This window comes from Kitasatospora sp. NPDC022856 (assembly GCF_055561235.1).
Genome location: NZ_JBVHHE010000003.1, coordinates 88,954 through 115,502, shown reverse-complemented (window position 1 = coordinate 115,502; position 26,549 = coordinate 88,954). Strand labels below are relative to the sequence as shown.

The 26,549-nt window shown below is 74.9% G+C and carries 26 protein-coding genes; 14 read left to right on the top strand and 12 right to left on the bottom strand.

What is annotated here, in order from left to right:
• Positions 1 to 50: 50 nt before the first annotated feature.
• The 5 genes from moeZ to ACZ34W_RS05450 form a co-directional block, all read right to left on the bottom strand.
• The gene (gene moeZ / locus ACZ34W_RS05470; protein WP_329489492.1) at positions 51 to 1,229 is read right to left on the bottom strand and encodes an adenylyltransferase/sulfurtransferase MoeZ; all 1,179 of its coding nucleotides are present in this window, start codon (positions 1,227 to 1,229) and stop codon (positions 51 to 53) included.
• Positions 1,230 to 1,493: 264 nt separating this feature from the next.
• Positions 1,494 to 2,519 (bottom strand): NAD-dependent epimerase/dehydratase family protein, encoded by a 1,026-nt coding sequence (locus ACZ34W_RS05465; RefSeq protein WP_465602005.1) that lies wholly within the window; start codon positions 2,517 to 2,519, stop codon positions 1,494 to 1,496.
• An 89-nt stretch (positions 2,520 to 2,608) separates the two neighbouring features.
• Complete coding sequence (locus ACZ34W_RS05460; RefSeq protein ID WP_465602003.1) at positions 2,609 to 3,757, bottom strand: hypothetical protein; 1,149 nt, start codon at positions 3,755 to 3,757, stop codon at positions 2,609 to 2,611.
• Positions 3,757 to 5,373, bottom strand: coding sequence for a DUF3492 domain-containing protein (locus tag ACZ34W_RS05455; RefSeq protein ID WP_465602001.1), 1,617 nt, complete (start codon positions 5,371 to 5,373; stop codon positions 3,757 to 3,759). Before ACZ34W_RS05455 ends, ACZ34W_RS05460 begins: the two co-directional genes overlap by 1 nt.
• A 365-nt stretch (positions 5,374 to 5,738) precedes the next feature.
• The gene (locus ACZ34W_RS05450; protein WP_465601999.1) at positions 5,739 to 6,662 is read right to left on the bottom strand and encodes an alpha/beta fold hydrolase; all 924 of its coding nucleotides are present in this window, start codon (positions 6,660 to 6,662) and stop codon (positions 5,739 to 5,741) included.
• A 207-nt stretch (positions 6,663 to 6,869) separates the two neighbouring features.
• Here ACZ34W_RS05450 and ACZ34W_RS05445 point away from each other — a divergent pair, with 207 nt between their 5' ends.
• The 3 genes from ACZ34W_RS05445 (at position 6,870) to ACZ34W_RS05435 (ending at position 8,334) form a co-directional block, all read left to right on the top strand.
• The gene (locus ACZ34W_RS05445; protein WP_329489487.1) at positions 6,870 to 7,532 is read left to right on the top strand and encodes a TetR/AcrR family transcriptional regulator; all 663 of its coding nucleotides are present in this window, start codon (positions 6,870 to 6,872) and stop codon (positions 7,530 to 7,532) included.
• Positions 7,533 to 7,663: 131 nt separating this feature from the next.
• Positions 7,664 to 7,891 carry a DUF3107 domain-containing protein gene (locus ACZ34W_RS05440; RefSeq protein WP_329489486.1) on the top strand — a complete coding sequence of 76 codons (228 nt, stop codon included), beginning with the start codon at positions 7,664 to 7,666 and terminating at the stop codon, positions 7,889 to 7,891.
• Positions 7,892 to 8,016: 125 nt separating this feature from the next.
• Positions 8,017 to 8,334 (top strand): hypothetical protein, encoded by a 318-nt coding sequence (locus ACZ34W_RS05435; RefSeq protein ID WP_465601996.1) that lies wholly within the window; start codon positions 8,017 to 8,019, stop codon positions 8,332 to 8,334.
• 24 nt (positions 8,335 to 8,358) lie between these two features.
• On the opposite strand, the gene ACZ34W_RS05430 is transcribed toward ACZ34W_RS05435, so the two are convergent.
• Positions 8,359 to 9,087: a ferritin-like fold-containing protein gene (locus ACZ34W_RS05430; RefSeq protein WP_329489484.1), complete on the bottom strand. Its 729-nt coding sequence runs from the start codon at positions 9,085 to 9,087 to the stop codon at positions 8,359 to 8,361.
• A 341-nt stretch (positions 9,088 to 9,428) separates the two neighbouring features.
• Here ACZ34W_RS05430 and ACZ34W_RS05425 point away from each other — a divergent pair, with 341 nt between their 5' ends.
• From ACZ34W_RS05425 to ACZ34W_RS05405, 5 genes are all read left to right on the top strand, one after another.
• Complete coding sequence (locus ACZ34W_RS05425; protein ID WP_465601994.1) at positions 9,429 to 11,561, top strand: DEAD/DEAH box helicase; 2,133 nt, start codon at positions 9,429 to 9,431, stop codon at positions 11,559 to 11,561.
• A 149-nt stretch (positions 11,562 to 11,710) separates the two neighbouring features.
• A complete protein-coding gene (locus ACZ34W_RS05420; RefSeq protein ID WP_329489483.1) occupies positions 11,711 to 12,598 on the top strand; it encodes an alpha/beta fold hydrolase in 888 nt (295 codons plus the stop codon).
• A 334-nt stretch (positions 12,599 to 12,932) separates the two neighbouring features.
• Positions 12,933 to 13,079: a hypothetical protein gene (locus ACZ34W_RS05415; protein WP_329489482.1), complete on the top strand. Its 147-nt coding sequence runs from the start codon at positions 12,933 to 12,935 to the stop codon at positions 13,077 to 13,079.
• Positions 13,080 to 13,395: 316 nt separating this feature from the next.
• Positions 13,396 to 14,034 carry a DUF6758 family protein gene (locus tag ACZ34W_RS05410; RefSeq protein ID WP_329489481.1) on the top strand — a complete coding sequence of 213 codons (639 nt, stop codon included), beginning with the start codon at positions 13,396 to 13,398 and terminating at the stop codon, positions 14,032 to 14,034.
• 63 nt (positions 14,035 to 14,097) lie between these two features.
• On the top strand, positions 14,098 to 14,958 hold the full coding sequence (locus ACZ34W_RS05405) for a PHP domain-containing protein (protein ID WP_396488352.1): 861 nt from the start codon (positions 14,098 to 14,100) through the stop codon (positions 14,956 to 14,958).
• Between the two features lie 110 nt (positions 14,959 to 15,068).
• On the opposite strand, the gene ACZ34W_RS05400 is transcribed toward ACZ34W_RS05405, so the two are convergent.
• Positions 15,069 to 15,716 carry a suppressor of fused domain protein gene (locus ACZ34W_RS05400; RefSeq protein WP_465601990.1) on the bottom strand — a complete coding sequence of 216 codons (648 nt, stop codon included), beginning with the start codon at positions 15,714 to 15,716 and terminating at the stop codon, positions 15,069 to 15,071.
• A 454-nt stretch (positions 15,717 to 16,170) separates the two neighbouring features.
• On the opposite strand from ACZ34W_RS05400, the gene corA reads away from it, so the two are divergent.
• The gene (gene corA / locus ACZ34W_RS05395; protein WP_329489478.1) at positions 16,171 to 17,295 is read left to right on the top strand and encodes a magnesium/cobalt transporter CorA; all 1,125 of its coding nucleotides are present in this window, start codon (positions 16,171 to 16,173) and stop codon (positions 17,293 to 17,295) included.
• A gap of 7 nt (positions 17,296 to 17,302) precedes the next feature.
• Here the strand turns inward: corA and ACZ34W_RS05390 are convergent, their stop codons facing one another.
• Positions 17,303 to 18,232, bottom strand: a complete 930-nt coding sequence (locus tag ACZ34W_RS05390) for a DMT family transporter (protein WP_465601988.1) — start codon at positions 18,230 to 18,232, stop codon at positions 17,303 to 17,305.
• 124 nt (positions 18,233 to 18,356) lie between these two features.
• On the opposite strand from ACZ34W_RS05390, the gene ACZ34W_RS05385 reads away from it, so the two are divergent.
• The 4 genes from ACZ34W_RS05385 (at position 18,357) to ACZ34W_RS05370 (ending at position 22,222) form a co-directional block, all read left to right on the top strand.
• Entirely contained in the window at positions 18,357 to 18,917 is a 561-nt protein-coding gene (locus ACZ34W_RS05385) for a pyridoxamine 5'-phosphate oxidase family protein (protein ID WP_329489477.1), read from the top strand.
• Between the two features lie 158 nt (positions 18,918 to 19,075).
• Positions 19,076 to 20,362, top strand: coding sequence for a magnesium transporter MgtE N-terminal domain-containing protein (locus ACZ34W_RS05380; RefSeq protein ID WP_329489476.1), 1,287 nt, complete (start codon positions 19,076 to 19,078; stop codon positions 20,360 to 20,362).
• Between the two features lie 49 nt (positions 20,363 to 20,411).
• Positions 20,412 to 21,005, top strand: a complete 594-nt coding sequence (locus ACZ34W_RS05375) for a DUF1003 domain-containing protein (protein WP_442906950.1) — start codon at positions 20,412 to 20,414, stop codon at positions 21,003 to 21,005.
• 56 nt (positions 21,006 to 21,061) lie between these two features.
• On the top strand, positions 21,062 to 22,222 hold the full coding sequence (locus ACZ34W_RS05370) for an Mrp/NBP35 family ATP-binding protein (protein ID WP_329489475.1): 1,161 nt from the start codon (positions 21,062 to 21,064) through the stop codon (positions 22,220 to 22,222).
• Positions 22,223 to 22,281: 59 nt separating this feature from the next.
• Here ACZ34W_RS05370 and ACZ34W_RS05365 read toward each other — a convergent pair whose 3' ends face one another.
• From ACZ34W_RS05365 to sigE, 4 genes are all read right to left on the bottom strand, one after another.
• Positions 22,282 to 22,956 (bottom strand): hypothetical protein, encoded by a 675-nt coding sequence (locus tag ACZ34W_RS05365; RefSeq protein ID WP_329489474.1) that lies wholly within the window; start codon positions 22,954 to 22,956, stop codon positions 22,282 to 22,284.
• 208 nt (positions 22,957 to 23,164) lie between these two features.
• Entirely contained in the window at positions 23,165 to 23,608 is a 444-nt protein-coding gene (locus ACZ34W_RS05360; RefSeq protein ID WP_465601984.1) for a sec-independent translocase, read from the bottom strand.
• A 130-nt stretch (positions 23,609 to 23,738) separates the two neighbouring features.
• Positions 23,739 to 24,785 carry an anti-sigma factor gene (locus ACZ34W_RS05355; RefSeq protein ID WP_465601982.1) on the bottom strand — a complete coding sequence of 349 codons (1,047 nt, stop codon included), beginning with the start codon at positions 24,783 to 24,785 and terminating at the stop codon, positions 23,739 to 23,741.
• Positions 24,782 to 25,522 carry an RNA polymerase sigma factor SigE gene (gene sigE, locus ACZ34W_RS05350; protein ID WP_380388406.1) on the bottom strand — a complete coding sequence of 247 codons (741 nt, stop codon included), beginning with the start codon at positions 25,520 to 25,522 and terminating at the stop codon, positions 24,782 to 24,784. Before sigE ends, ACZ34W_RS05355 begins: the two co-directional genes overlap by 4 nt.
• A gap of 326 nt (positions 25,523 to 25,848) precedes the next feature.
• Here sigE and ACZ34W_RS05345 point away from each other — a divergent pair, with 326 nt between their 5' ends.
• A complete protein-coding gene (locus tag ACZ34W_RS05345) occupies positions 25,849 to 26,457 on the top strand; it encodes an O-methyltransferase (protein WP_329489471.1) in 609 nt (202 codons plus the stop codon).
• Positions 26,458 to 26,549: the final 92 nt, after the last annotated feature.

Below are 26,549 nucleotides of genomic sequence, written 5' to 3'. Positions count from 1 at the left end.
TACGCGAAAAGGGCCCGCCGGAGCGATCCGGCGGGCCCTTCCCGCGTCTGCTAGTAGACCGGCTTGTGCGGCTCGACCTGGTTCACCCAGCCGAGCACGCCGCCGCCGAGGTGGACGGCGTTGGAGAACCCGGCCGCCTTCACCACGGCCAGCACCTCGGCCGAGCGGACGCCCGACTTGCAGTGCAGGACGATCTTCCGGTCCTGCGGCAGCGACTCCAGCGCGTTGCCCATCAGGAACTCGTTCTTCGGGATCAGCACCGCGCCGGGGATGTTGACGATCTCGTACTCGCCGGGCTCGCGGACGTCGATCAGGAAGATGTCCTCCTTGTCGTCCTGCCACTGCTTGAGCTGCTTCGAGGTGATCGTCGAACCGGCGGCGGCGGCCTGGGCCTCCTCCGACACGACGCCGCAGAAGGCCTCGTAGTCGATCAGCTCGGTGACCGTCGGGTTCTCGCCGCAGAGCGCGCAGTTCGGGTCCTTGCGGACCTTCACCTGGCGGTAGTTCATCTCCAGGGCGTCGTAGATCATCAGCCGGCCGACCAGCGGCTCGCCGACCCCGGCCAGCAGCTTGATCGCCTCGGTGACCTGGATCGAGCCGATGGACGCGCAGAGCACGCCCAGCACGCCGCCCTCGGCGCAGGACGGGACCATGCCCGCCGGCGGGGCCTCGGGGTAGAGGCAGCGGTAGCACGGGCCGTGCTCGGCCCAGAACACGCTGGCCTGGCCGTCGAAGCGGTAGATCGAGCCCCACACGTAGGGCTTGCCGAGCAGCACCGCGGCGTCGTTCACCAGGTACCGGGTGGCGAAGTTGTCGGTCCCGTCGACGATCAGGTCGTAGCCGGAGAAGATCTCCATCACGTTGTCGTTGTCGAGGCGCTCCTCGTGGAGGATCACGTCCACGTAGGGGTTGATCTCCTTGACCGAGTCCCGCGCCGACTCGCCCTTGGAGCGGCCGATGTCCGACTGGCCGTGGATGATCTGCCGCTGCAGGTTGGACTCGTCCACCACGTCGAACTCGACGATGCCGAGCGTGCCCACGCCGGCGGCGGCGAGGTACATCAGCGCGGGCGAGCCCAGGCCGCCGGCGCCGACGCACAGCACCTTGGCGTTCTTCAGCCGCTTCTGCCCGGCCATGCCCACGTCGGGGATGATCAGGTGGCGGGAGTACCTGCGGACCTCGTCGACGGTGAGCTCGGCGGCCGGCTCGACCAGGGGTGGCAGCGACACGGGGACTCCGATGGTCGTCGGTTCAGGTGGCCAGGGGCCGACCTCTAGTGGCTTCACGCTCCGCCACCGCGGTGGCTCAGCTAGGCCAACAGTGTCATGCCGCCCCGGTATTCCGAGACAGCCCGTCCGACTGGCGAGACAGCCGGCCTCGGATGCTGGGACCGCCCACCGGAGCCCCCCGAGGCGGCGGACGACGGGCGCCCGGGAGCGCCGCGGCCCGCCTCAGCGGGGCCGTCGCGCACCCGGGCACCACGGGCCGGCGGGTCAGACCCGGCAGGCGGTCTCCAGCCAGACGTCACCCAGCGACTCCTCCAGCGGCACCTGTGTCCGCCAGCCGAGACGGTCCCGGGCGGTCCGCACGTCCGCCTGGCGCCACGGCACCGGCTCGCCCGCCGGGCCCCGCCCCTCGGCCGGCCGTGCCTCCGCGGGCCGGTGGTACGGGCCGCCGTGCTGGCCCGCGTGCCGGTCGACGTGCCGGTCCGCGTGCCGGTCGACGTGCTCGACCGGCACGCCGGCCTGCGCGGGGAGCAGCACCGGCCGGTTCTCCTCCACGATCGCCCCCTCGAAGCCCGAGGCCCGGACCAGCAGCTGGGCCGCCTCGCGGGCCCGGACGGCGTGCCCGCTGCCGATGTTGATCACCCCGGTGGCCGCCGACACCGCCGCCGCCTGGATCGCCCGGGCGACGTCCCGGACGTCGACGAAATCCCGGTATCCGGACAGGTCCGGCATCCGCACCTGCGACTCCTCGCGCTCCAGCGCCCGGCGCAGCCCCTCGGCGAGCCGCCCGAACAGCGAGGCCGTCGGCGCCCCCGGCCCCACCACGTCGAACACCCGGAGCACCGCCGCGTCCAGCCCGGAGGCCAGCACCAGCTCCGTCCCGGCGAGCTTGGAGACCCCGTACGGGCCGACCGGACGCGGCTCGGCGCCCTCCGAGACCGGGACCCCGCCCGGCACCGGCCCGTACTCGGCCGCCGAGCCGACGTGCACCAGCCGGGCCGGCTCCCGACTGCGCCGGATCGCCTCGCAGACCGTGGCGACGGCCAGCGTGTTCGCCCGGATCAGCGTCCGCGAGCTGCCGTAGGTGGCGCCCGCGCAGTTGATCACCACCTGGGGCGCGACCGCGTCCAGGAACCGGGCGAGCGCGCCCGGACTCCCGGTGGTCAGGTCGAAGCGGATGTCGGCCGAGTCGCGCCGGCCGAGCACCGTCACCTGCAACTCCTGGTCCACGAGCAGACGATCGGTGACCCGGCGGCCGATAAAGCCGTCGGCGCCCAGCAGCAGCACCCTCATCGGGGGTGTCCTTCCACGAAGCGAGGTCGGGTACGACCTGGCGGACAGAGTGAACAACGGGGAGGTCGAACGGTTCGGTGGGGCCCGGCTCAGCGGTGCGTGTCGGCCCGGTCGAGCACCGGCCAGGCGTACGCCAGCAGGGCGAGCGCGACCGCGCCTCCGCCGAGCAGCAAGGCCGTCGGCGCGGAGCGGCCCAGGAGGAGCGGCGCCGCGACGGCGGTCGGCCCGGCGAGCGCGCCCAGCGCGGCGGCGGCGGTCCGGCCGGACCGGGCCAGCAGCGCGGGCAGCACCAGCAGCAGCCCGAGCACACCCTGCGCCGCCCACTGGGCGGGGTCGGCCCGCTCGGCCACCAGGTGGGGCAGTCCGCCGCCGTGGCCCGGCCCGGGCCGGGGCGCCACGGCCGTCAGCACCGCGAGGGCGGCGAAGGTCAGGACCGCGAGGACGGCCAGGTGCAGGGCGACGGCCACCGGCAGCACCGGCCGCATCCGGGCCCGGAACTCGGCGAGGGTGCCCGCCACGCACAGGTGGCCGCGGGCGATGTGCCGGAACCACCGCGCCGCCCACTCGGCCGACCCGGCCGACAGCGCCGCGGCCAGCACCAGCGCGGCCGTCACCCGGGTGTCCCCGGTGCCGGACGCCCCGAACCCGGCGCCGACCCCGGCCAGCGGGAGCAGCAGCAGGGCGGCCACTCCGCACCCGTGGCCCAGCCCGGCCGGCCGCAACCGCCGGGCCCGCGGGCCGGGGCCCCCGGCGAACGGTCCGAGCCCGGCGTCCGGCAGGTCGACGGCCGGGGCGCCGGCCGCGGCCCGGTCGGCCCGCCCGGAGGCGGACACCGCCGACCCCAGCGCGAGCACGGCGGCGGCCGGCAGCAGCACCGGCCACCGACCGGCCGCCCCGACGGCCGCCCCGACCGGTGGCACGGCCAGCGCCGCCGCCCGGAGCGCCGCACCCCACCGGCGCGGCCGGTGGCCGTCCGGCACCGCCGCCGGGTCCGGCGGCGGACGGCGCGGCACCCGGGCGTACAGCTCGTCGGCGAGCGAGAACAGATCGGCGTGCCGGCAGCGCGCGGCCGTCTCCGGCCCGCAGCCCGCCTCCTCCAGCCCGGCGGCGATCTCCAGCGGATCGACGGCCCGCTCGCAGAGCTCCCGGTGCTCCGCCATCACCTCCCGGACCGGATCGCCGAAGACTCCGGGCCCCGTGGCCGGGCCGCTGCCGGCGACCGGCGCGCCGCCGGCCATCAGAGGGCCTCCGCGAGTGCGCCGGGCCGCTCGGACGCCTCGCCCGCGCCCTCGCCCTGCCCCTTGCCGACCGGCTGCCCGGTGCCGGCGCCGTCCCGGCGGTCGGCCAGCCAGTACTCGGCGGGCCGGGCGAACGGACGGGGCCGCTCGGCGGCCGCACCACCGGACCGGGCCGCCGGGAAGGCCGGCCACTGCGAGACCAGCTCCAGGTAGATCTCCCGGAACGCGCCGATCACCGGTTCCACGGCGAAGCGTTCCTGCGCCCGCAACCGGCCCGCCAGCCCCAGCCGGGCCCGCCGCTCCGGGTCGCGCAGCAGGGCCAGACAGGCGCCCGCCAGTGCCCGCGGGTCGCGCGGCGGGACGAGCAGTCCGGTCGGGCCCACCACCTCCCGGGCCACCCCGACGTCCGTCGAGACCACCGCCCGGCCGCTCAGCATCGCGTCGGCCAGCAGCCGGGGGCCGCGCTGCGAGAGCGCCGAGAAGACCACCACCGTGCCGCTCTCCCAGGCCGCCGCCACCGAGTCGGGCCGCCCGGCGAACTCCACCGCCCCGGCCACCCCCAGCCGGTCGGCCACCGCCTCGCAGTGCGCCCGGTAGCCCGGGACGGCCTCCTCGCCGTGGACCACCAGCCGGGCCGCGGGCAGCTCGGCGCGGACCCGCGCGAAGGCGTGCAGCATCAGCTCGGTGTCCCGGCCCGGCTCCAACGCGCCCGCCCAGGCCAGCGTCGGCGCGGCCGGCTCCGGGCCGGCCGCGGCCCGGGCCACCGCCGGAGTGCCCTCGTGGACCACCCTGGTCCGCGCCGGGTCGGCGCCGCAGCGGCGCTGCCACCGCTGGTCGTGGGCGCTGCCGGGGGTCAGTATCGCGGCCTGCCGGTACGTCTCCTCGGTGAGCGAGCGGAAGAAGGAGAGCAGCAGGGCCCGGACCGGCCAGCGGTAGGGCGCCTCGCGGTAGCCGAGGTACTGCTCGCGCAGGTGCAGCCCGTGCTCGGTGACCACGAACGGCACCCCGTGCAGCCGCTTGGCCACCAGCGCCGGCAGCGCCGCCGGACCGCCGCCGACGACGTGGCAGAGGTCGGCCGAGCCGAGGCCGCCCGGCCCGGCGCCGTACCAGGGGGCCGAGAGCGGGCGCAGGCACTGCTCCAGCAGGTCCGCCGCGACCAGCACGTCACGGACCAGCGGCTGCCCGGCCGTGGTGTCGGCGCCGGGCGAGCGCCAGACCCGCTCCAGGGTGCGCCGGGCGGCGGCGGAGGCCAGGAACGCGGACAGGCCGCCGTCCTCCCGGGCGAGCGCCGCCAGCCGGTACAGCCCCGCCCCGAACGAGGCCCGCTCGCCCGGCATCACCAGGGCCCGGACCAGTTCCTCGTACGCCCGGGCGTACTGGCGCCCGCGCAGCGCACCGGGCAGCCGGCCGGCCGGTCGGCGCCCCCACAGTGCCAGCTCGTGCACCCCTAGCCAGCGCCCCCGCGGGCTCTCGGCGATGCCCGAACCGGCCGCGCCGGCCAGGACGAACAGCTCGAAGTCGTGCTCGGCGAGACCCTCCACCAACCGGGCGCACCAGCCGCCGACGCCGTGTCCGGGGTGCGGACGGGCACCCTCGGTGAGCAGTGCAACGCGCACGGGAGACCTCCAGAACAGAACGGGACGACGGATGGCTGGAGCGGCTCGATCGGCACCCGGGCGCCCCGTGCGGGCACGGGTGCGGCCCGGGCGGAGGAGTCCGGTCGGCCGGAAGCACCGCGGCCCGGGCCGGCGGTCGCACCACCGGCTCCCTGCGTGCGGCCGCCCTCCGGCTCCTCCGGCGGCCGCCACTCCCCCACACCTGTTCGGTCCGACAGCAGAAAGGTAGGACCGGGCCCCGGCCCTCCATCGGTCACATGCCTGGTTGCCACCTGAACGAGTGAACCGGCGTGACCTCGCCCCGGAGCGGGGCGTTACCGCCCGTCCGTCCCCACGCCCCCGCCGGGGCCGCTCCGCACCGCCGCTCAGCCCCGCGCCAGCAGCTCCCGCACCGCCCGGGCCACCCGCTCCGGGTGCTCCATCATCGCCACGTGCCCGGAGTCCGGCAGCACCAGCAGCCGGGCGTCCCCGAACGCCGCGCAGGCCCGCCGCGCCGAGCGGTACGAGACCAGCTTGTCGCGCAGCCCGTACACCAGCAGCGTGGGCGCCGTGACCCGCTCCGCCTGCCGCCAGAGCGTCTGCTCGCCCCGCTCGGTGTACGCCGAGACGATCCCGCGGGCCGAGCCGGTCAGCGCCCGCATCGCGTGCGGCACCGCGGTCCGCCGCCGGTACTCGGCCACCGCCTCGGCCCGGGCTGCCGGCGAGAGGCTCCGCGGATCCCCGTAGACCAGCCGCAGCAGGCCCTCGGTGGCGTCCTCCGGGCTGCGGCGGTTCGACGGCAGCCGGCCCAGCAGGGCGGGCAGGCCGGGCACCGCGAGCAGCCCGGTCGGCCAGGCGGTGCGCTGCGGCGGCAGCTCGGGCAGCGCGGGCGAGATCAGCGTCAGGCTGCGCACCAGATCGGGCCGGAGCGCGGCGAGCCGGACGGCGACGGCGCCGCCGAGCGAGTTCCCGAAGAGGTGCACCGGGCCGCGGCCGGTCGTCTCCAGGTAGCCGGTCACCGCGCGCACGTGCCCGGACACGGAGAGGTCGCCGTCGGCGGGCGGCGCCGAGTGCCCGAAGCCGGGCAGGTCCACCGCCTCCCCGTCGACGAGGCCGGCCAGCCGGTCCATCAGCGCGGTCCAGTTGGCCGCCGAGCCGCCGAGTCCGTGCACGAAGAGTGCCTGCTCCCGGCCGTCGGCGGCCCCGCCGCCGGGCCGGTGCACCGCCAGTTCCGCACCGGCGGCGCCGACCGTCCGGACCCCCGCGGGATCCCCCGCCTCCGTACGTACCCGCTGCTCGGCGCCGCTCATGGTGGACGATGGTAGTGAGCCGCGGGTGCACCGGGGCCGTCCCAGCTCTTGTCGCACCACTGCCGTCGCCGGTGGTCAGCGCCGTATTGTGGGCTCCTGACAAGGGGGCTCGGTGCTTTTCTCACGCTCGCCAAGCGCGAACGCGGTTACCGAAAAGTAGAATCGGTCATCTTGCCAGCCCCGAAAACCCGTGAAGTGAGGAGCGCCGTGACGGCCATCCAGGAGGCGCAGGAGCGCCCGCGCGGTGCCCGCCTGCCGCGAAGCGCCCGCCGTGAACAACTGCTCGGTGCCGCCCAGGAGGTGTTTGTCGCGCAGGGCTACCACGCGGCCGCCATGGACGACATCGCCGACCGCGCCGGGGTCAGCAAGCCGGTGCTGTACCAGCACTTCCCCGGGAAGCTGGAGCTCTACCTGGCGCTGCTGGACAAGCACTGCGACGCCCTGGTCGACTCGACCCGCGAGGCGCTCGCCGCGACCACCGACAACAAGCACCGGGTGGCCGCGACGATGGAGGCGTACTTCAACTACGTCTCCAGCGAGTCCGGTGCCTTCCGGCTGGTCTTCGAGTCGGACCTGACCAACGAGCCGGCCGTCCGCGAGCGGGTGGAGCGGGCCTCGGACGCCAGCGCGACCCTGGTCAGCAAGGTCATCCAGGAGGACACCGACCTCCCCGAGGCCGAGTCCAAGCTGCTCGCCGCCGGCGTCTGCGGCCTGGCCCAGATCACCGCCCGCTACTGGCTCTCCCAGGGCCTGGAGATCCCCCGCGACGAAGCCGTCCGGCTGGTCGCCAGCCTGGCCTGGCGCGGTCTGAAGGGCTTCCCGATGCACCCCGCCGCCGAGGCCGCCGAGGCGCAGGCCGCCGACCAGTGATCCGCCGACCTTCGCCAGGGCACTGATCCGGTGCTCTATGGTGAAGCCGTACGGCGCGATCACCACGAACGCTTGTCCCAGGCGGTCCGGTGACCGCGCGTGGCTGGCTGCAACCCGGAGGGACGGAAGTCGTGGAGGTCAAGATCGGCGTGCAGAACGCGCCGCGCGAGATCGTGATCGAGAGCTCGCAGACCGCCGATGAGGTCGAGAGCGCGATCGCCAAGGCGCTGGAGGGCCCCTCGAAGCTCTTCGCGCTGACCGACGAGCACGGCCGCCGCGTCATCGTCCCGGCCGAGCGCCTGGCGTACGTGGAGATCGGCGAGCAGGCCGCCCGCAAGGTCGGGTTCGGCACGCTCTGAGCTGCTTCGTGGTGCCCCGTTCCCCGCCCGGGGAACGGGGCACCACTGCGTGTACGGCCGGGTGGACCGGGGTACGGCGACAAGTGCGGCCGTCCGGAGCCGCCCACCGCACCGGGGAGGCACCCTTGCTGGTCGAGTCGATCGCCTTCGCCCTCGTCGGCCTGATCGTCGGGGCCACCGCGCTGCTGGCCCTGCCGGCGTACTTCCCGGCCGGCCGGGGGCTGACGCTCGGGACGGCGCTGGTGTCGGCCCTGCTCAGCGGGGTGATCACGCACTTCACGCTGGACGGCCGGGTCCCGGCGGCCAGCATCGGCATCGCGGCGCTCGCCTCGGCACTGCTCACCTCGGTGCTGGCCCGGCCCGACCTCGCGGCCGGGCGCCAGCCCGCCCACCGGCACCGCCCGCACCGGGCGGGCGCGCACCGCCGGCAGCGGCACGCCTGAGCCCCGCCGCCCCGGCCGGGCAGCTCAGGAGGCGAGCCCCAGCGCGGCCATCCGCTTGGTGTGCGCCTCGGTGATCCGGTTGAACATCTTGCCGACCTCGACCAGGTCGAAGCCCTGCACCTGGACGCCGCCGACCAGCAGGTTGGAGAGCGCGTCGCGCTCGGCGACCACCCGCTGGGCCTGGCTCAGCGCCTCGCCCATCAGCCGCCGGCCCCAGAGCGCCAGCCGGCCGCCCGAGCGCGGGTCGGCCTCGATGGCCTGCCGCACCTTGTCGACCGCGAACTGGGCGTGCCCGGTGTCCGACATCACGCCGAGGACCAGGTCCCGGGTGTCGTCGTCGAGCCGCACGGCCACCTCGCGGTAGAAGTCCGTCGCGATCGCGTCGCCGACGTAGGCCTTGACCAGGCCCTCCAGCCAGTCCGAGGGCGCCGTCATCCGGTGGAACAGCTCCAGCGGCTCGACGAACGGCCGCATCGCCTCCTGCGGGTCCGCGCCGACCTCCGCGAGCCGGTCGTGCAGCCGCTGGTAGTGCTGGAACTCGGCGGAGGCCATCCGGGCCAGCTCGGCCTTGTCGGCGAGGCCCGGCGCGAGCTTGGCGTCCTCGGCGAGCCGCTCGAAGGCGCTCAGCTCGCCGTACGCGAGGGCGCCGAGCAGGTCCAGCACGGCCGCCCGGTAGCCCGGATCGGCCGAGCAGCTCGCCCAGTCCCCGATCGAGCCGGCCGTGTCGTCCTGCGTCTCACCATGGGTCTCCATGACCTGCCACCTTAGTCCGGCGCGGCCCCCCGCACACGCGCGGTGGCCCCGGGCACCCGCTCCGCGACCGGTGCGCGGGGAGCCCGGCGCGGAGCCGGCGCGACGGTCCGGTGCGGGCGATGTCAGACGCGTCACGTGTTCGAGTCGTCGCGTGACTGTATGGTGGTAGCGAGGTCCGTAGTGCTCGCACGGTGTCACCGCCGTCTCGGTGCGCCGGGCAAGCCCGCTTCGTAGCGGCACCGTCCGGCAGGACGTGCCCGCATCCGGAAGCCGGGCACTCACGTACGCGGATGCCCGGTCGGAGAGCCGATCGGCTCCGACCATGGCTTGGACTTCAAGCCTTGGCACCGCATCAGTGGCCGAGCGAGGGCCGCCGAGACCGCGCCGCACGGCGCAAGGTCCCGCGCAGGTCCCTCAAGGGAATCCTCCCCGACGCCGCCGTGACCGCGCCCCTCACCGGGCCCCGCGGACCGGCCGGCCGCAGGGACCGGCGCGGTTGTGCGTCCACGCAGCTGTACCAGGGCCGTCCAGGCCCGTACGCAGCAGCGCGGCTGCCCGCCCGCCGCTCGTTCTCGGCCCCTCCACACGGAAGAGGCAGCACCCTGTCCACCAACGCTGAACCCGTCAAGACCACCTTCCGGGACCTGGGGATCCTCCCGGAGACCGCCGAGGCCCTGGAGGCCGTCGGCATCATCCACCCCTTCCCCATCCAGGAGATGACCCTCCCGGTCGCGCTGACCGGCCACGACGTCATCGGCCAGGCCAAGACCGGCACCGGCAAGACCCTCGGTTTCGGCCTCCCGCTGATCGAGCGGGTCGTCGTCCGGGCCGACGTCGACGCCGGCCGGGGCACCGAGGAGCAGCTCCACGAGGCCCCGCAGGCGCTGATCGTCGTCCCGACCCGCGAGCTCTGCACCCAGGTCACCAACGACCTGCAGACCGCCGGCAAGGTCCGCAACGTGCGCGTGCTCGCCGTCTACGGCGGCCGGGCCTACGAGCCGCAGGTCGAGGCGCTCAAGAAGGGCGTCGACATCGTGGTCGGCACCCCGGGCCGCCTGCTGGACCTGGCCGGGCAGAAGAAGCTGGACCTCTCGCGGGTCCGCTCGCTCGTCCTGGACGAGGCCGACGAGATGCTCGACCTGGGCTTCCTGCCCGACGTCGAGAAGATCCTGACCATGCTGCCGGCCAAGCGGCAGACGCTGCTGTTCTCGGCCACCATGCCGGGCCAGGTCATCAGCCTCGCCCGCCGGTACATGAACCAGCCGACCCACATCCGCGCCGCCGCGCCGGACGACACGGGCACCACCGTGGCCAACACCGAGCAGCACATCTTCCGTGCGCACTCGCTGGACAAGGTCGAGCTCGTCTCGCGCATCCTGCAGGCCGACGGCCGCGGGCTGGCGATGATCTTCTGCCGCACCAAGCGCACCGCGGCCGACGTCGCGGACCAGCTGACCCAGCGCGGCTTCGCGGCCGGCGCCGTCCACGGCGACCTCGGCCAGGGCGCCCGCGAGCAGGCCCTGCGGGCCTTCCGCAACGGCAAGGTCGACGTCCTGGTCTGCACCGACGTCGCGGCCCGCGGCATCGACGTCGAGGGCGTGACGCACGTCGTCAACTACCAGTGCCCCGAGGACGAGAAGACCTACCTGCACCGGATCGGCCGGACCGGCCGCGCCGGCGCCTCCGGCACCGCCGTCACCCTGGTCGACTGGGACGACATCCCGCGCTGGCAGCTGATCAACAAGGCGCTGGACCTGTCGTTCAACGCGCCGGAGGAGACCTACTCCACCTCGCCGCACCTGTTCGAGCTGCTGAAGATCGCCAAGGGCACCACCGGTGTGCTGCCGCGTTCGGAGCGGACCCGGGCCGGGCTGGGCGCCGAGGAGGTCGAGGACCTCGGCGAGACCGGCGGTCGCGGGGCCCGCTCGGCGCCCGGTCGCGCCCCCAAGGGCGGCCGGACCGGTGGCGGCCGGGGCGCCGCCCCCGTCGCCGAGGCCGCCGAGGAGAAGCCCGCCCGCCGGGCCCGCGAGCGCCGTCGCACCCGCGGCGGTTCCACGGTCGAGGGTGACGCCGTGCTCGACGCGACCACCGAGGCCCTCGCCGCGGTCGACGCCCCGGCGGCTCCGGCCGTCGAGGGCGCCGAGGGCGAGGGCGCGGCCCCGCGCCGCCGCCGTCGCCGTCCCCGCGCCGCCGCCGGCGAGACCGCCGTCGACGCGGTGACCGAGGCGCCCGCCGCGGTCGCCGAGGCCGCCGCTCCGGCCGCCGCCGTGCAGACCGCGGAGAAGTCCGAGGGGAAGCCGGCCGTGAAGCGGACCCGTTCGCGGGCCAAGGCGACGACGGCCGAGCCGGTCGCCGAGGCCGCCGCGGCCCCCGAGGCCGGCGCGGACGCCCCGGCCGAGGCCGCGGCCCCGCGTCGTCGGGCCCGCACCCGCCGCCCGGCGGTTGCCGCCCCCGAGGCGGCCCCGGAGAGCTGATCCGGTCACGCACCAAGCGCAGGGGGCGACCCCGTCCGGCCACCGGGCGGCGTCGCCCCCTGCGGCGTTTCCACCCGGCTACGCTCGGCGTCACCGGCGCCAGTCGCCCCGCCGCACCGCACCGCACCCGCGCACGCAGGAGATCGCCCATGAGCACGCCGCCGTTCCTCACCCTCCCCCGCTGCGCGCGCGCCCTGCGGGTGCCGACGGCGCGCGGGGAGTTCGCCGCGCTGCGGGCGGAGCCGGCCGGCGCGGTCCGCGGGACGGCCCTGCTCGTGCCCGGGTTCACCGGCAGCAAGGAGGACTTCATCGCGCTCCTGGAGCCGCTCGCCGCGGCCGGCTACCGGGTGACCGCGGTCGACCAGCGCGGCCAGTACGAGAGCGGCGGCCCCGACGATCCGGCCGCCTACGCGGTCGACGCCCTGGGGGCGGACGTCCGGGCGCTCTCCGAGGTGCTCGCCGAGGGCGACGCGCCACTCCACCTGCTCGGCCACTCCTTCGGCGGCCAGGTGGCCCGGGAGGCCGTCCTGGCGGCGGCCGCCGACGGTCCGCTGCCGTGGAGTTCACTGACTTTGATGTCCACCGGGCCCGCCTCGATCGAGCCCGCCGAGGCGGAGCGGACCAAGCTGCTGATCGGCGTGCTGCCGTCGATGAGCCTGGAGGAGATCTGGCAGGTGCTCCAGCAGATGGAGCGGCAGGCGGAGCAGACCGGCGGCGACCGGGCCCGCCGCCCCGCCCCCGAGGTCGCGGAGTTCCTGCACCGCCGCTGGGTGGCCAACGTGCCGCAGGCGCTCGCCACCACCGGCGCCCATCTGATCGCCGCGCCCGACCGGGTGGACGAGCTGGCCGCGACCGCGGCCGCGCTGCCCGCCCTGGTGCTCTCCGGGGTCCGGGACTACGCCTGGCCGGTGCCGGAGCAGACCCGGATGGCCGAGCGGCTGGGCGCCCGCCGCGTGGTGATCGAGGACGCCGGCCACTCCCCCAACGCCGAACGGCCGGAGGCCACGGCCGAGGCCCTGCTGGCCTTCTGGGGCTGAGCCCGGACCACCCCGGGGTGGGGCGCCGGCGCCCCGCCCCGGGAAGTCCCACGACAAAAGTCGTTAGTTGCGGTAATATTTGATTCTGTCCGGGAATCATCGTCGGGGTCGACGCTGGCGACAATCCGCCGAAACCCGGGCTTTACGGACGGGCAACGGCCCGGTAGCAGCACCACGAGACAGTGGTTCACGAGGTACCAGACGCACTTGGCAAGCAGGGGGAGCCCCTTTGCCTCAGCAGACCGTCGACCGTTCGATCCGACAGACCGCGAAAGGGCTGATACCCACTCAGCCACGACCGCCCCGCCCGACGGGGCAAGAGAAGGAGAGGCCCATGCGCTTCGAGATCGTCCGGCTGGACGACGCCCACGGCACCGCCACCGACCGCGTGATCGCCGACGCCGAGACCGTCCGCGAACTCGTCCAGGCCGCCGCCCGCACCGGCGAGCGCCTGCTCATCCGTCCGTGCCCGACCGTCTGACCCAGCGCGGCGCCTCCGACCGGGAGCCCTCACCCGCCGCCGAAGAGCCGGGAGCGTCCGATCCCGACGTTCCGATACCCGACTGACGCCCCGTCGCCGCGATCGCCGTTGACGGGGCGTCAGTGCGTCCGGCCCGGCCCACCCGGAGCGGCACCGACGTTTGCCACCGGCCGCCGCTGGACATTCCCTAGCGGGAACCGCCCGCAGCGCGCCCGCCCGGCGCCGAACGGGTGTCCGCACCGACAGGTACCGCCGCGCCCTCCGTACGGGTGATCGTCCTTGACGCGGCGGTCCGGAGGGAGGAGCGTTGTCGGCTATGAGGGGCGAGCCTAGCTGCCCGAGGTGCGCCGGTCGGGTCCGCGCCCCCGGTCTGTTCTCAGACACCTGGCAGTGCGACCGGCACGGAGCGGTGCACCCGATGCAGCCCGTGCTGCCCCCGAGCGTGGAGGCGCTCGGCGTGGCCGTCGCCCGTTCCCAGGTCCCCGTCTGGCTGCCCTGGCCGCTCCCGGTCGGCTGGCTCTACACCGGCATCGCGCACGTCGGCGACGACGTCTCGGGCGCCCGGGCCACCGCGGTCGCCTGCTCCGGACCGGCGCCGCTGGGCGGCTTCGGAGAGCTGGTGCTGGTCGCCGAGGAGCTGGGCGTGGGGCTCGGCGCCCGGTACGCGGGCCTGTCCGGGCCGGACCCGGGCGAGTCCGTCTCGCTCTACAAGCCCGCCGACGCCAAGCTGATGGCGGCCGGGCGGCCCACCCCGATGTTCCACGTCCCGGACGCGCCCGCCGATCGCGCGGTGTTCGTCGGCGAGGCCCGCGGCCTCTGGCTCTGGGCGGTCGCCTGGCCCGAGCAGTCCGCCCTGGTGATGTACGACGAGCTCGTCCTCACGGATCTGCGCGAGGCCGGCGCCGAGCTGGGCCTGCTGCCCTGCGGCGCGCTCTCCCCCCAGCTGCTGGGCTGACGGCCCGCCGGGCGCCCGCACTATCCTGGGCGGCACCCGCCGCCCACCCCAGGAGCCGACCCCGTGCGCATCGACCTGCACGCCCACAGCAACGCGTCCGACGGCACCGACAGCCCGGCCGAGCTGGTCGCGGCGGCCGCCGCCGCGGGCCTGGACGTGGTGGCGCTCACCGATCACGACACGGTGGCCGGCCACGCCGAGGCCGCCGAGGCGGTCCGCGCGCTGCCCTCCGGCACCCGGCTGAGCCTCGTCCCGGGCGCCGAGCTGTCCTGCGCGGTGGACGGCATCAGCCTGCACCTGCTGGCCTACCTCTTCGACCCGGCCGAACCGGCCTTCGCCGGCGAGCGCGAGCTGGTGCGCACCGACCGGTTCCGCCGCGGGCGGGCCGTCGTCGAGCGCTGCCGCGCGCTGGGCGCCGACATAAGCTGGGAGCAGGTCCAGCGGATCGCCGGGACCGGCTCGGTCGGCCGGCCGCACATCGCCAGCGCGCTGGTCGAGGCGGGGGTGGTGGCCACCGTCTCCGACGCCTTCACCCCGCAATGGCTGGCCAACGGCGGCCGGGCGGACGTCCGCAAGCACGAGACCGACCCGGCCGAGGCCGTCCGGCTGGTCCGCGCGGCGGGCGGGGTGCCGGTCTTCGCCCACCCGGGCGCGGTCAAGCGCGGGCGGACCGTCTCCGACCAGGTGATCGCGGACCTCGCGGCGGCCGGGCTCGCCGCGCTGGAGGTCGACCACATCGACCACGACGAGCCCACCAGGGCCCGGCTGCGCGGACTGGCCGCCGACCTCGGCCTACTGACCACCGGTTCCAGCGACTACCACGGCACCCGCAAGAGCGTCCGGCTCGGCGAGCACACCACCGACCCCGGCGTCTACGAGGCGCTGCTGGCCCAGGCCACCGGCGCGAAGCCGATCGAGGGCTGAGCCCACCCGGGCCGGACGCGCGGGCGTACGGGAGCACACCGCCGGGCCCGGCGGGGACGCGCGCCCCCGCTGCGGCGGGCGCCGGCCCTGCGGACCCCGGTGACCGGGCGTCAGTCCAGCGGCACCCCGCGGCGGTCGGCGTCGCGCAGATCGGTGCCGTGCTTCAGCCAGCGCTCCTCCAGCGCGGCCGCGCCGTGCACCCGCTTCCAGCCGGCCTCGTTGGGCGTCATCGGCAGCAGCGGGAGGAAGCGCACCGGGTCGGCCGGCTCGTCGAGCTCCAGGTCGGGCACCAGACCGCCCGGTTCGGCGGGCAGCACCGAGGTGAACGGCGCGCCGTCCCAGAGCGGAGAGCCGAGGTCCAGCGAGCCGCCGGGGGCCAGCACCAGGCCCTCCACCTGCGGCGTCGCGGCGAAGGTGGCCAGGGTGCGGAGCACGGTGTCGCGGGCCCCACGGATCGTCAGCAGCAGTTCGGCGCGGGGGCCGCGGACCTGGTCGGCGACCGGCGCGGTCGGGTCCGCCATCGGCGCGGCGGCCATCCCGAGCGTGGCGTAGCGGACCAGCCCCTCGGCGTCCGGACCGAAGCGCAGCACCTCGATCCGGTCCGCGCCGAGGAAGGTGACCGCGGCGCGGCCGCTCGGCTCGCCGAAGGTGGTCAGCAGCCGGGCCTCGACGGCGGCCAGCACGGCCTCCCGGGAGAGGCCGGCCGGGTCGTGGGAGCCGCCGGAGGGGTCACCGAAGAGCGGGAAGTCGTGCGCCATGCCGGTGAGCGTAACCGGTGCGGCCGCGGAGCCGGCAGGACCACCGGGAGAACGTCGCAGCGACGATGCCCGGTCAGATGTTAGTGTGAGCGACTGGCCACCGGGGATCCTCTCTCCGGGGCAGCGGCGTGAAGGAGGTGGTTGCGGTGGATACCAGCCGACCATGCAGTACCGGCAGCTCTACCCGGCCCGGACGCCTTCCCCGTACCCCTCGCCTCGCAGGCTGAAACAGCGGCACCAGTAGCCGATCGGCAGCCGCGTTCCTCGAGACGGACCCAGGCGAAGTCGGCCCCGGCCGGGAGAGCACCCTCACCGGCGTCCGGTCGTTCCAGCGCGAGCCCCAGCAAGGCCGAGGACCGACCGCAGGCGTCATTCCACCGGTGTTCCATGCCGTCGCACCACGGCCATCCGCCACCGTGCCGCCGTGCGGCGGCTCCTGCCCAGGGAGCCTGCCATGTCGATGATCAACAGCCTGCGCGCAGCCGTCCGCACCAACCGCCGCCGGTCCGCGAGCGGCCTGTTCGACTCGATCCACCCGGGCCAGTCCGCCTCCGCGGTGGTGGACTGCGCGGTGTACCAGTCCGGCAAGCGGCACGGCGAGAGCTGCAGCCCGCGCGAGGCGGCCCGCCGGGTGAAGGCATCGCAGCAACTGCCGGACGGCGCGGCATCGTTCAGCTGGATCGGACTGCACGAGCCGACCGAGGCCGAGTTCGAGGGCATCGCGCAGCGCTTCGGCCTGCACCCGCTGGCGGTCGAGGACGCCGTCCACGCGCACCAGCGGCCCAAGGTCGAGCGGTACGACGACGTGCTGTTCGCCGTCTTCAAGACGATCCGCTACGTCGAGCACGACCAGCTCACCCCGACCAGCGAGGTGGTCGAGACCGGCGAGCTGATGGTCTTCGCCGGGCGGGACTTCGTCATCACCGTCCGGCACGGCGGGCACAGTTCGCTGCAGGAGCTGCGGCACCGGCTGGAGGCCGACGCGGACGGTTCCGGGCTGCTGGCCAAGGGCCCCTCCGCGGTGCTGCACGCCATCGCCGACCACGTGGTGGACAACTACCTGCTGGTCGCCGACCGGCTCCAGACGGACGTCGACGAGATCGAGTTCGACGTCTTCTCCAACAAGGGCGGCCGGGGCACCGACGTCGGCCGGGTCTACCAGCTCAAGCGCGAGGTCCTGGAGTTCAAGCGCGCCGTGACACCGCTGCTGCGGCCCATGCAGCAGCTCTCCGAGCCGCTCCAGCGGCTGGTCGACCCGGACATCCAGAAGTACTTCCGGGATGTCGCCGACCACCTCGCCCGGGTCACCGAGCAGGTGCACGGCTTCGACGAACTGCTGAACTCGCTGCTCCAGGCCAACCTGGCCCAGGTGTCGGTCGCGCAGAACGAGGACATGCGCAAGATCACCGCCTGGGCGGCGATCTTCGCCGTGCCCACCATGATCACCGGCGTCTACGGCATGAACTTCGACTACATGCCGGAGCTGCACCACGAGTACGGCTACCCGATGGTGCTCGGCAGCGTCGTCCTGATCTGCATCGGGATGTACCGGGGCTTCCGCCGCAACGGCTGGCTGTAGCCGGCCGTCACCGCCGGCCGCCCCGGGCGACCAGGACCAGGCCCAGCAGGATCAGCACCACCGCCGGGTAGGCGGCCACCGGGGGCCACTGGCCGAGCCAGAGCGCCGCGATCAGCGCGGCGCCCGGGGTCTCCAGCAGGATGGCGGTGGAGGTGACGGACGGGCCGAGGGTGCGCACCACCCGGTTGCTGAGCGAGTGGCCGAGCAGCTGGGCGGTGACCATCAGCAGCACGATCTGCCACCAGGCGCCGGCCGGCCAGCCGGCCATCGGCGTCCCGGCCACCAGGCAGACCACCAGCAGGACGGCCGCCGTGGTGGCGTAGCAGACCAGGGTGTACGCGGTGGTGCTGACGGTCCGGCGGACCTCGGCCCCCAGCAGCATGTACCCGGCCGCGGCGAGGCCCGCGCCCAGCGCCAGCGCGTCGCCCAGCAGGGCCCGCGGCGAGAGCGTGAGGTCGACCCCGGTGAGCACCAGCACACCGGCGAACGCCACCGTCATGCCGATCCACACGGCGCGGGGCGCCCGCACCCCGCCGAGGCGCATCAGCAGGATGGTCCAGAGCGGCGTGGTGGTCACCAGCGCGGTCGCCGAGGCCACCGAGGTCATCCGCAGGCTCGGCATCCAGAGCGCGAAGTGCACGGCGAGCAGCGCGCCGGCCGCCGCCGCCAGGAGCAGTGCCCGGCGGCCGATCCCGCGCAGCTCGGCCCGGTGCCGCAGCAGCGCGTACGGACCCAGCACGCCGACCGACATGACGTTGCGCCAGAACGCGATCGCCAGGGCGGGCGCGGCGGTGGCGCTGATCAGCGGCGCGGAGAGCGAGATGCCGGAGACCGAGACGGCGAGCAGCAGCAGGTCCAGCCTGGGGAGCGGGTGCGGCGGCGGCGCGGCGGGGCCGGACACGGTGGCGGGGGCTGCGGTCTCGGGCCGGGTCGGCACGGTGCTCCTCGGGCTCGGGGTGGGAGTCGGGCGGCTCCTAAGGTAAGGCCCGTGCGGCCGTCTTGGAACTGTCGCCCGACCGGTGAGACACCCCGTGGACAGCCCAGGCCGTACGCTGTCCGCCATGGACCGTACGCCCGCCGCAGCCGCCACCGCCGACGACTTCCTCGACCAGGCCCTCCTGGAGGAGGCCGCGAAGAAGTCCGGCCTGCTCTGGGTGCGCGCGGACGGCCAGGAGCACAGCCGCCCGCTCTGGCACGCCTGGCACGACGGCGCGGTGGTCGTGGTCGGTGACGGCGCCGAGCAGCCGCTGCACGGCCTGACCGCCGGGGCCGGCGCGGTGGTGACCGTCCGCAGCAAGGACAAGGGCGGCCGGCTCACCGGCTGGACGGCCCGCGTCGTCGAGCCGGAGCCGCACGGCGAGGCCTGGCTGGGCGCCGTCGAGGAGCTCAAGGGCAAGCGGCTGAACGCGCCCGACACCGACACCATCGCCGACCGCTGGGCCCGCGAGTGCCGGGTGCTCCGGCTGGAGCCGGCCGGCACCGGGCGGGACCTGCTCGCCGAACACCCGGGCGCCATGCCCGACGAGTCCCACGCCACCGCGCCGCTGCCCACCTCGGCCACCACCCGCGAGCCCGTACCGGCCGGCCTCCCGAAGCTGCTGTTCAAGCGCCGCAAGCGCTGAGCCCGCGCCGCGCCGCCGCTCAGCCCTCCCCGGACGGCCGGATCGGCGCCGTGGCTCGTCGGGCCGGGTGCGGGACGCGCGGGTAGCCTGGGGCTGGTCCGACAAGCCGCGGGCCGCGCCCGCGCGCTCCTGGGGGCGCCGAGCGAGCGAGGGAGTCCATGGCAGGGGCAGGCAGCCGGGTCTTCATCTCGCACCTCTCCGGCGTCGCCGTCTTCGACCCGAACGGCGACCAGGTCGGCCGGGTGCGCGACGTGGTGGTCACGCTCCGCCTCGGCGGCCGGCCGCCCCGGGTGCTCGGTCTGGTGGTCGAGGTGATCGGCCGGCGCCGGATCTTCCTGCCGATGACCAGGGTGACCAGCCTGGAGTCCGGCCAGGTGCTCACCACCGGCGTGATCAACATGCGCCGTTTCGAACAGCGCCCGTCCGAGACCCTCGTGCTCGGCGAGCTGCTGGACCGCACCGTCAGCTGGACCAAGACCGGTCAGGACGTCACCGTCCTGGACGTCGCGATGGTGCAGACCCGGCTGCGCGAGTGGGAGATCAGCAAGGTCTTCGTCCAGGTCGGCCGGGTCGGCCGGCTGCGCAAGGCCAAGGGCGAGTCGCTCACCCTGGACTGGCAGGACGTCACCGGCTTCAGCCTCACCGAGGAGGGCCAGGGCGCCGCCAACCTGCTCGCCACCTTCGACCAGCTGCGCCCCGCCGACCTCGCCAACGTCATGCACCACCTCTCCGCCAAGCGCCGCGCCGAGGTGGCCGCCGCGCTCGACGACGAGCGGCTCGCGGACGTCCTGGAGGAGCTGCCCGAGGACGACCAGGTCGAGATCATCGGCAAGCTGAAGGACGAGCGCGCCGCCGACGTGCTGGAGGCGATGGACCCGGACGACGCCGCCGACCTGCTCTCCGAGCTGCCCGGCGACGAGGCCGAGCGCCTGCTCCAGCTGATGGAACCGGACGAGGCCGATCCGGTCCGCCGGCTGCTGCGGTACGAGGAGAACACCGCCGGCGGTCTGATGACCACCGAGCCCATCGTGCTGGAGCCGGACGCCACGGTGGCCGAGGCGCTGGCCCGCGTCCGGGTCGCGGACAACAAGCCGGCGCTGGCCGCGCAGATCTTCGTCTGCCGCCCGCCGAACGAGACGCCGACCGGCAAGTACCTGGGCACCGTGCACTTCCAGCGGCTGCTGCGCGAGCCCCCGTACACCCTGGTCGGCTCGCTGGTGGACGACGACCTCGACCCGCTGCCGCCGGACACCCCGCTGTCCCTGATCACCAGCTACCTGGCGACGTACAACATGGTCGCCGCGCCGGTGGTCGACGAGGCGGACCACCTGGTCGGCGCGGTGACCGTCGACGACGTGCTCGACCACCTGCTGCCGGAGGACTGGCGCGAGGCCGCCCTGCACGGACCGGACGACGAGCGAGAGGTGCTGACCGGTGGACGCTGACCGCAAGGGCCGACGGGAGGACACCCCCCGCCAGCGCCTCCAGGGCGAGCTGCGCCAACTGCGCCAGCTGCGCGAACTGCGCGCCCGGGAGGGCGCCCGCGAGCGCCGCGCCGAGCCCTCCACCGGCGTCGCCTCCCGCTCCCGGCTGGACCAGCCGCGGACCACCCGGCCCGGCCTGATCAACCTGCCGACGTACGACCCGGAGGCCTTCGGCAAGCTCTCCGAGCGGATCGCGCGCTTCCTGGGCACCGGGCGGTTCATCGTCTGGATGACCGTCGTCGTGGTCGTCTGGGTGGGCTGGAACACCGTGCTGCCGGACGCCGTCCACTTCGACGACTACCCGTTCATCTTCCTCACCCTGATGCTCTCGCTGCAGGCCTCGTACGCGGCGCCGCTGATCCTGCTGGCGCAGAACCGCCAGGACGACCGGGACCGCGTCAACATGGAGCAGGACCGCGCCCGCAGCGATCGGAACATCGCCGACACCGAGTACCTGACCCGGGAGGTGGCGGCCCTGCGCCAGGGCCTCGGCGAGGTCGCCACCCGGGCTTTCATCGCCTCGGAGCTGGGCGCGGTCCGCTCCGAACTGCAGTCCCTGCTCAAGGAGATCGACGAACGCCGGGAGAGTTCCGGGATGCTGTGACCGGCAGCACGCTACCGACCGGTTAAGCGGTACGCCCGGCGCCGTACCATCAAGGCATGGCCAACGAGACAGAGGTCGCGGCCGGCGTCACGGAGGAGTCCGTACGCCAGGCGCTGGCGACCGTGAACGACCCGGAGATCAACCGTCCGATCACCGAGATCGGCATGGTGAAATCGGTCGAGATCGCCGAGAGCGGCGAGGTCCGCGTCGCGGTCTACCTCACCGTCTCCGGCTGCCCGATGCGTGACACCATCGTCACCCGGGTGCGTGACGCGGTCGGCGCGGTCCCCGGCGTCACCGGCGTCGAGGTCGAGCTCGACGTGATGAGCGACGAGCAGCGCAAGGAGCTCTCCCAGCTGCTGCGCGGCGGCGCCCCGGAGCGCGAGATCCCGTTCGCCAAGCCGGGCACGCTGACCCGGGTCTACGCGGTCGCCTCCGGCAAGGGCGGCGTCGGCAAGTCCTCCGTGACGGTGAACCTCGCGGCCGCGATGGCCGCGGACGGCCTGAAGGTCGCCGTGGTGGACGCCGACATCTACGGCCACAGCGTGCCGCGCATGCTGGGCGTCGAGGGCCGGCCCACCCAGGTCCAGGACATGATCATGCCGCCGCAGGCGAACGGCGTGAAGGTCATCTCGATCGGCATGTTCACCCCCGGCAACGCCCCGGTGGTCTGGCGCGGCCCGATGCTGCACCGCGCGCTCCAGCAGTTCCTGGCCGACGTCTACTGGGGCGACCTCGACGTCCTGCTGCTGGACCTGCCGCCCGGCACCGGCGACATCGCGATCTCGGTCGCGCAGCTGGTCCCGAACGCGGAGATCCTGATCGTCACCACCCCGCAGATGGCCGCCGCCGAGGTGGCCGAGCGGGCCGGCACCATCGCGGTGCAGACGCACCAGAAGATCGTCGGCGTGATCGAGAACATGTCCGGCATGCCCTGCCCGCACTGCGACGAGATGATCGACGTGTTCGGCACCGGCGGCGGCCAGATCGTCGCGGACGCGCTCACCCGGACCGTCGGCGCCAACGTGCCGGTGCTCGGCTCGATCCCGATCGACGTCCGGCTGCGCGAGGGCGGCGACGACGGCCGCCCGGTCGTGCTCGCCGCGCCCGACTCCCCCGCCGGCGCCGCCCTGCGCGCCGTCGCGGGCAAGCTCGGCGGCCGCCAGCGCGGCCTCTCCGGCCTCTCCCTCGGCCTCACCCCGAAGAACAAGTTCTGATCCTCGCGAAGGGCCGGGCGGTTCGCCCGGCCCTTCGCGCTGTCCCGGGGCGGGGCGGGCTACGGGCGGGTGTAGGCGGTCAGGTCGGGGACGGTGGAGAAGCCGGTGCCGTAGGCGCTGACGCCGCGGCCGTAGGCGCCGAGGAGGACGCCGGGGGCCTCGCCCGCGAGGACCCAGCCGTACTCGGACTCGCGGTAGCGGAAGGGCTGCGGCAGACCGTTCACCGGGAGGCTGAGGGTGGACCAGCCGGGGCCGGCCAGGTCGTCTGCGAGGTCCCAGGCGAGGGTGCTCTGCTGGTCCAGCCAGTCCTGGCGCAGCGTGCGGTCCAGCTGGCCCGGCCAGGTGGAGGCGAGCAGGCCGGAGCCGGCCAGCCAGGCGGCGGAGGAGGCCGAGGTCGCCTCCAGCGTGCCGGTGTTGTCGGCGCTGCGGCGGCTGCCCCGGCGGGCCACGGTGACGACCACGGCGAACTTGCGCATGTCCCGCGGCTCGTACTGCCGGGCCGGCTCCTCACCGTGGCCGAGGGTGCCGTAGTCGACGCTGCCGGGCGCGCCACCGCGCGGGCCGCCGGCGCCGGCCTGGATCAGGTAGCGGCGGCCGGTCCAGCCGTCGTCCAGGCCGTACCAGGGGAAGTCCGCCGACAGGTAGGGGACCAGTGGGTCGGCCGGGCCGGCCTGTCCGCCGACCGTCGGGCCGTCGGCCGTCGCCGTCCCCACCGCATGACTCGTCGCGTCCATCCCGGGCCTCCTCAACGCAGATCTCCTGCCGTGGTGCGCTCCCATGGTGGCGTACCGCGGCGTTCCCGCCGGGTGCCTTCGGGCCGGAACCGACCGGAAGTGACCGACGGCACAGCGGGAACATTCAGCACAATAGCGGCGCACACGCCGCCGCCCCGCTCAGCCGTGCGGCCGGGCGGGGCGGTGGCGTCGTCGGAGCGACGCGGGATCAGGTGGCGTCGGGGTCGAACGGAGGGCGCTCGCCGGGCTGGAGCGCGGCGCCGGCGGAGGCCGGGGCCACCGCCGCGGACTTGTCCGTGCTGACCGTGCCGGCGCGCCCGTGGCCGTTCACGGCGGCGGCGGGCTTGTCGTCCAGCACCGAGCGGATGTCCAGGCTGTTCCGCATCTCCTTGAGGCCCAGCGGGTCGTCCTGGCCGCCCATGAGCTGCTTGCGGACGAAGGTCTTGGGGTGGAGGTCCTCGAACTCGAAGTCCTTGAACTCCGGGCCCAGCTCGCTGCGGATGTCCTCCTTGGCCGAGTCGGCGAAGGAGCGGACCTTCTTGATGAAGCCCATGGTGTCCTGGATCAGCTTCGGCAGCTTGTCCGGACCGAAAATCACGATGGCCATGATGACCAGAGTCAGGATCTCCAGTCCGCCTACGTCGCTGAACACCTAAGCTCCCTCAGCTCGTCGGACAACGGGTTCCTACAGCGTAATGGCCACCGTCGGATCCGGACCCCACAGTGTGATGAAGCCGTGGTGAAGAGCCGTCGATGGCCATGGCCGCGGTGGCCGGTCCGCGCTACCGGTTCTCCTGGTGCAGCCCGGCGAGGCCCGAGCTCGGGGTCCGGTCCGGCCGGTCCGGCACGATCTGCTGCGGGGTCGCGCTGCGGGTGGCCGCCACCGGGCGGACCGGGAAGTCCACCGGGACCTGGGCCTTCATCGGGGCGTACCCGCCGCCGCGGCCGGGGTTGCCGGCCGGGCTCACCGAGGTGCCGTGCTGATCGTCGCTCTGCGCGGCGAAGCCACCGACCCCGCCCAGCGTCACCGCGGCGACCGAGAAGGCCCCGGCGGCGGCGAAGACGAAGCGGCGCCCGCGCGGCGGAGCCTGCCGGGTCACCACCGGGCCGGTGGCGGCCGCGGCCGGGCGCGGCACCGCGGAGGCATCGGGACGGCCGGAGCGCCGGCCCATCAGCGGGCGCAGCACCGAGCTCCCGCGCCCGAACGCGCGGGGGTCGACACCGGGCACCGGTGCGTCGGCGCCGAGCGCGCCCGCACCGAAGGCGCCCGCGCCACGGCCGAAGGAGCCGCCGTTCAGCCGGCTGCCGCCGAGCGTGCCGCCGGTCTCCGGCCGGGGGGACCCCCAGGCCGCGGGCAGTCCGCCGCCGGGCAGGTCGTCGTCGTCCCGGCGCGGCCGCTCGGCGGGAGCGTCCTCGTCCTGGAGCGTGCCGACGGCCATCAGCCGGGACATCAGCGCCGAGGACGGGCCGGGGGTGCCGGTCCGGGTCAGCAGGTGCTTCACGGCGCGGCCCTCGTCGGCCTCGGCGAGGCACTGCGGGCAGGTCGCCAGATGGGCCTGGACGCGGTCGCGGGAGTCGTGGCCGAGTTCGCCGTCGACGAAGGCGGAGAGCCGCTCCCCGAGGTGGTGCTCCTCGGCGGCGGGTTCGGCGGGCCGGAGGGCGACCGCGCGCAGCGATGCCTCACCCGGCAGGGCCGGAACGGGCGGCAGCGGGTCCTCGGCGCCGTCCTCGTGGCCGCGCCGGCCCAGCTGGGGCCAGCCGCCGCGCCAGGCGGCGGCCTTGCCGGGAGCGTCCGGCCGACCCGGTCCCGACCGGCCGGTTCCGCTCACGATCGCCTCCGTCCGCGCCCGCCCGGCGCGACCGTGGCCTCACCCGCGGCGGCACCGACCGGCACCGGTACCGGCTCCTCGGAGCCGCCCCGGCGCTCGCGGCCCGGGGCCGCGCCGGGGGCGCGGTGCTTCAGCGCGGCGCGCAGGTGCGAGCGGCCGCGGTGGATCCGGCTGCGGACGGTGCCGAGCTTGACGCCCAGCGTCGCCGCGATCTCCTCGTAGGAGAGGCCCTCGATGTCGCAGAGCACCACGGCGGCGCGGAACTCCGGGGCGAGGGTGTCCAGCGCCTGCTGGACGTCGGCGTCGAAGTGGGTGTCGCTGAAGTGCTGGGCCGGGCTGGGCTCGCGGCTGGCCAGGCGCTCGGCCGCGTCGTCGCCGAGCGCGTCGAAGCGGATCCGCTGGCGCCGGCGGACCATGTCCAGGAACAGGTTGGTGGTGATCCGGTGCAACCAGCCCTCGAACGTGCCGGGGGTGTAGGTCGACAACGAACGGAACACCCGGACGAAGACCTCCTGGGTGAGGTCCTCGGCGTCGTGCTGATTCCCCGTCAGGCGGTAGGCGAGTCGGTAGACGCGGGCGCTGTGCGCCTCGACGATCTCCTCCCAGGAGGGCGGAGTCCAGGTCTGCGCGTCGGGACCCTCGGCGAAGCTCGCGAGGGCGGCGGGTGCCTCGGTGGTACCGGCGGCCGGCGTCGCGGCGACCGGCTGGTCCAGGGTGGAGTGCGCAGACTGGTTCATCACGGGCTTCGGCGTACGGGCTGACGCGGTGCCGCGGGAGTGCCGCCGCACAGGGACGTCGCCCTCGGCCACACCTCCTCGGTTGGCTCTTCTGCCCAGCAGGGCCACCACCATATCCACCTCGCCCGTCAAGCCCGGATAAAAGTGCCCGGGGGGTATCGCGGGGGTATCCGTCGACCGGTCCCTTCCTCAGCAACGGCCCGCCGCCGTACGCGGTTCCCGGTCGGCCAGTAATCTGTGCCAGGAAATATCGACTTCCGCTCGGCACCGGGCCATCGCCCGGGGCTCCGAAAGAGGCAGCCATCAGCGAGTTCGGGCCCGCGCGCGTGGCCCTCTCCGACACCTTCGTCGGCGAGGACGCGGTGCTCACCTACGCCCGGGCACAGTCCGCGCGCACCGGTATCAGGGCGATCGGACCGGGCGGCGGGGCCTGTCTGCGGCTGCTGGCGGCCGCCCTGGACGCCAAGGCGGTGGCCGAGATCGGCACCGGGACGGGCGTCTCCGGCGTCTACCTGCTGCGCGGGATGCGCCCGGACGGGGTGCTCACCACCGTCGACACCGAACCGGTGCGCCAGCAGCTGGCCCGGGAGGCGTACCACGCGGCCGGGTTCGCGGCGAACCGGTCCCGCTTCATACCGGGCCGGGCCCTGGACGTGCTGCCGCGGCTCGCGGACGGCCAGTACGACCTGGTCTTCTGCGACGGGGACCCGGCGGAGTCCCGGGAGTACCTGGCGGAGTCGCTGCGGCTGCTGCGGCCGGGCGGGATGGTCTGCTTCGAGGGCGTCTTCCAGGAGGGCCGGCTGGCCGAGCCGGACCAGCAGGACCCGCAGACGCACGCGGTGCGCGACCTGGTCCGGGACGTCCGGGAGAGCGAGGCCCTGCTGCCGGCGCTGCTGCCGGTGTCGGACGGGCTGCTCTGCGCCGTGAAGCGCTGACCGGGCCGGGGCCCCGACGGCGCCCCGACGGCGGCCGCCGGAAACCACCCCGCCCGGGAACCACGCCGCCCGGGAACCACAGAGCCCGGGCC

Excerpts from the sequence above, each read along its gene's own strand:
- ACZ34W_RS05370 (WP_329489475.1), top strand. The coding sequence starts at position 21,062 with ATGGCCAACGAGACAGAGGTCGCGGCCGGCGTCACGGAGGAGTCCGTA.
- ACZ34W_RS05460 (WP_465602003.1), bottom strand. The coding sequence starts at position 3,757 with ATGGCCGGCGGCGCGCCGGTCGCCGGCAGCGGCCCGGCCACGGGGCCC.
- ACZ34W_RS05385 (WP_329489477.1), top strand. The coding sequence starts at position 18,357 with ATGGACCGTACGCCCGCCGCAGCCGCCACCGCCGACGACTTCCTCGAC.
- ACZ34W_RS05380 (WP_329489476.1), top strand. The coding sequence starts at position 19,076 with ATGGCAGGGGCAGGCAGCCGGGTCTTCATCTCGCACCTCTCCGGCGTC.
- corA (WP_329489478.1), top strand. The coding sequence starts at position 16,171 with ATGTCGATGATCAACAGCCTGCGCGCAGCCGTCCGCACCAACCGCCGC.
- ACZ34W_RS05450 (WP_465601999.1), bottom strand. The coding sequence starts at position 6,662 with ATGAGCGGCGCCGAGCAGCGGGTACGTACGGAGGCGGGGGATCCCGCG.
- ACZ34W_RS05420 (WP_329489483.1), top strand. The coding sequence starts at position 11,711 with ATGAGCACGCCGCCGTTCCTCACCCTCCCCCGCTGCGCGCGCGCCCTG.
- ACZ34W_RS05410 (WP_329489481.1), top strand. The coding sequence starts at position 13,396 with ATGAGGGGCGAGCCTAGCTGCCCGAGGTGCGCCGGTCGGGTCCGCGCC.
- ACZ34W_RS05465 (WP_465602005.1), bottom strand. The coding sequence starts at position 2,519 with ATGAGGGTGCTGCTGCTGGGCGCCGACGGCTTTATCGGCCGCCGGGTC.
- ACZ34W_RS05365 (WP_329489474.1), bottom strand. The coding sequence starts at position 22,956 with ATGGACGCGACGAGTCATGCGGTGGGGACGGCGACGGCCGACGGCCCG.
- ACZ34W_RS05400 (WP_465601990.1), bottom strand. The coding sequence starts at position 15,716 with ATGGCGCACGACTTCCCGCTCTTCGGTGACCCCTCCGGCGGCTCCCAC.
- sigE (WP_380388406.1), bottom strand. The coding sequence starts at position 25,522 with ATGAACCAGTCTGCGCACTCCACCCTGGACCAGCCGGTCGCCGCGACG.
- ACZ34W_RS05415 (WP_329489482.1), top strand. The coding sequence starts at position 12,933 with ATGCGCTTCGAGATCGTCCGGCTGGACGACGCCCACGGCACCGCCACC.
- ACZ34W_RS05430 (WP_329489484.1), bottom strand. The coding sequence starts at position 9,087 with ATGGAGACCCATGGTGAGACGCAGGACGACACGGCCGGCTCGATCGGG.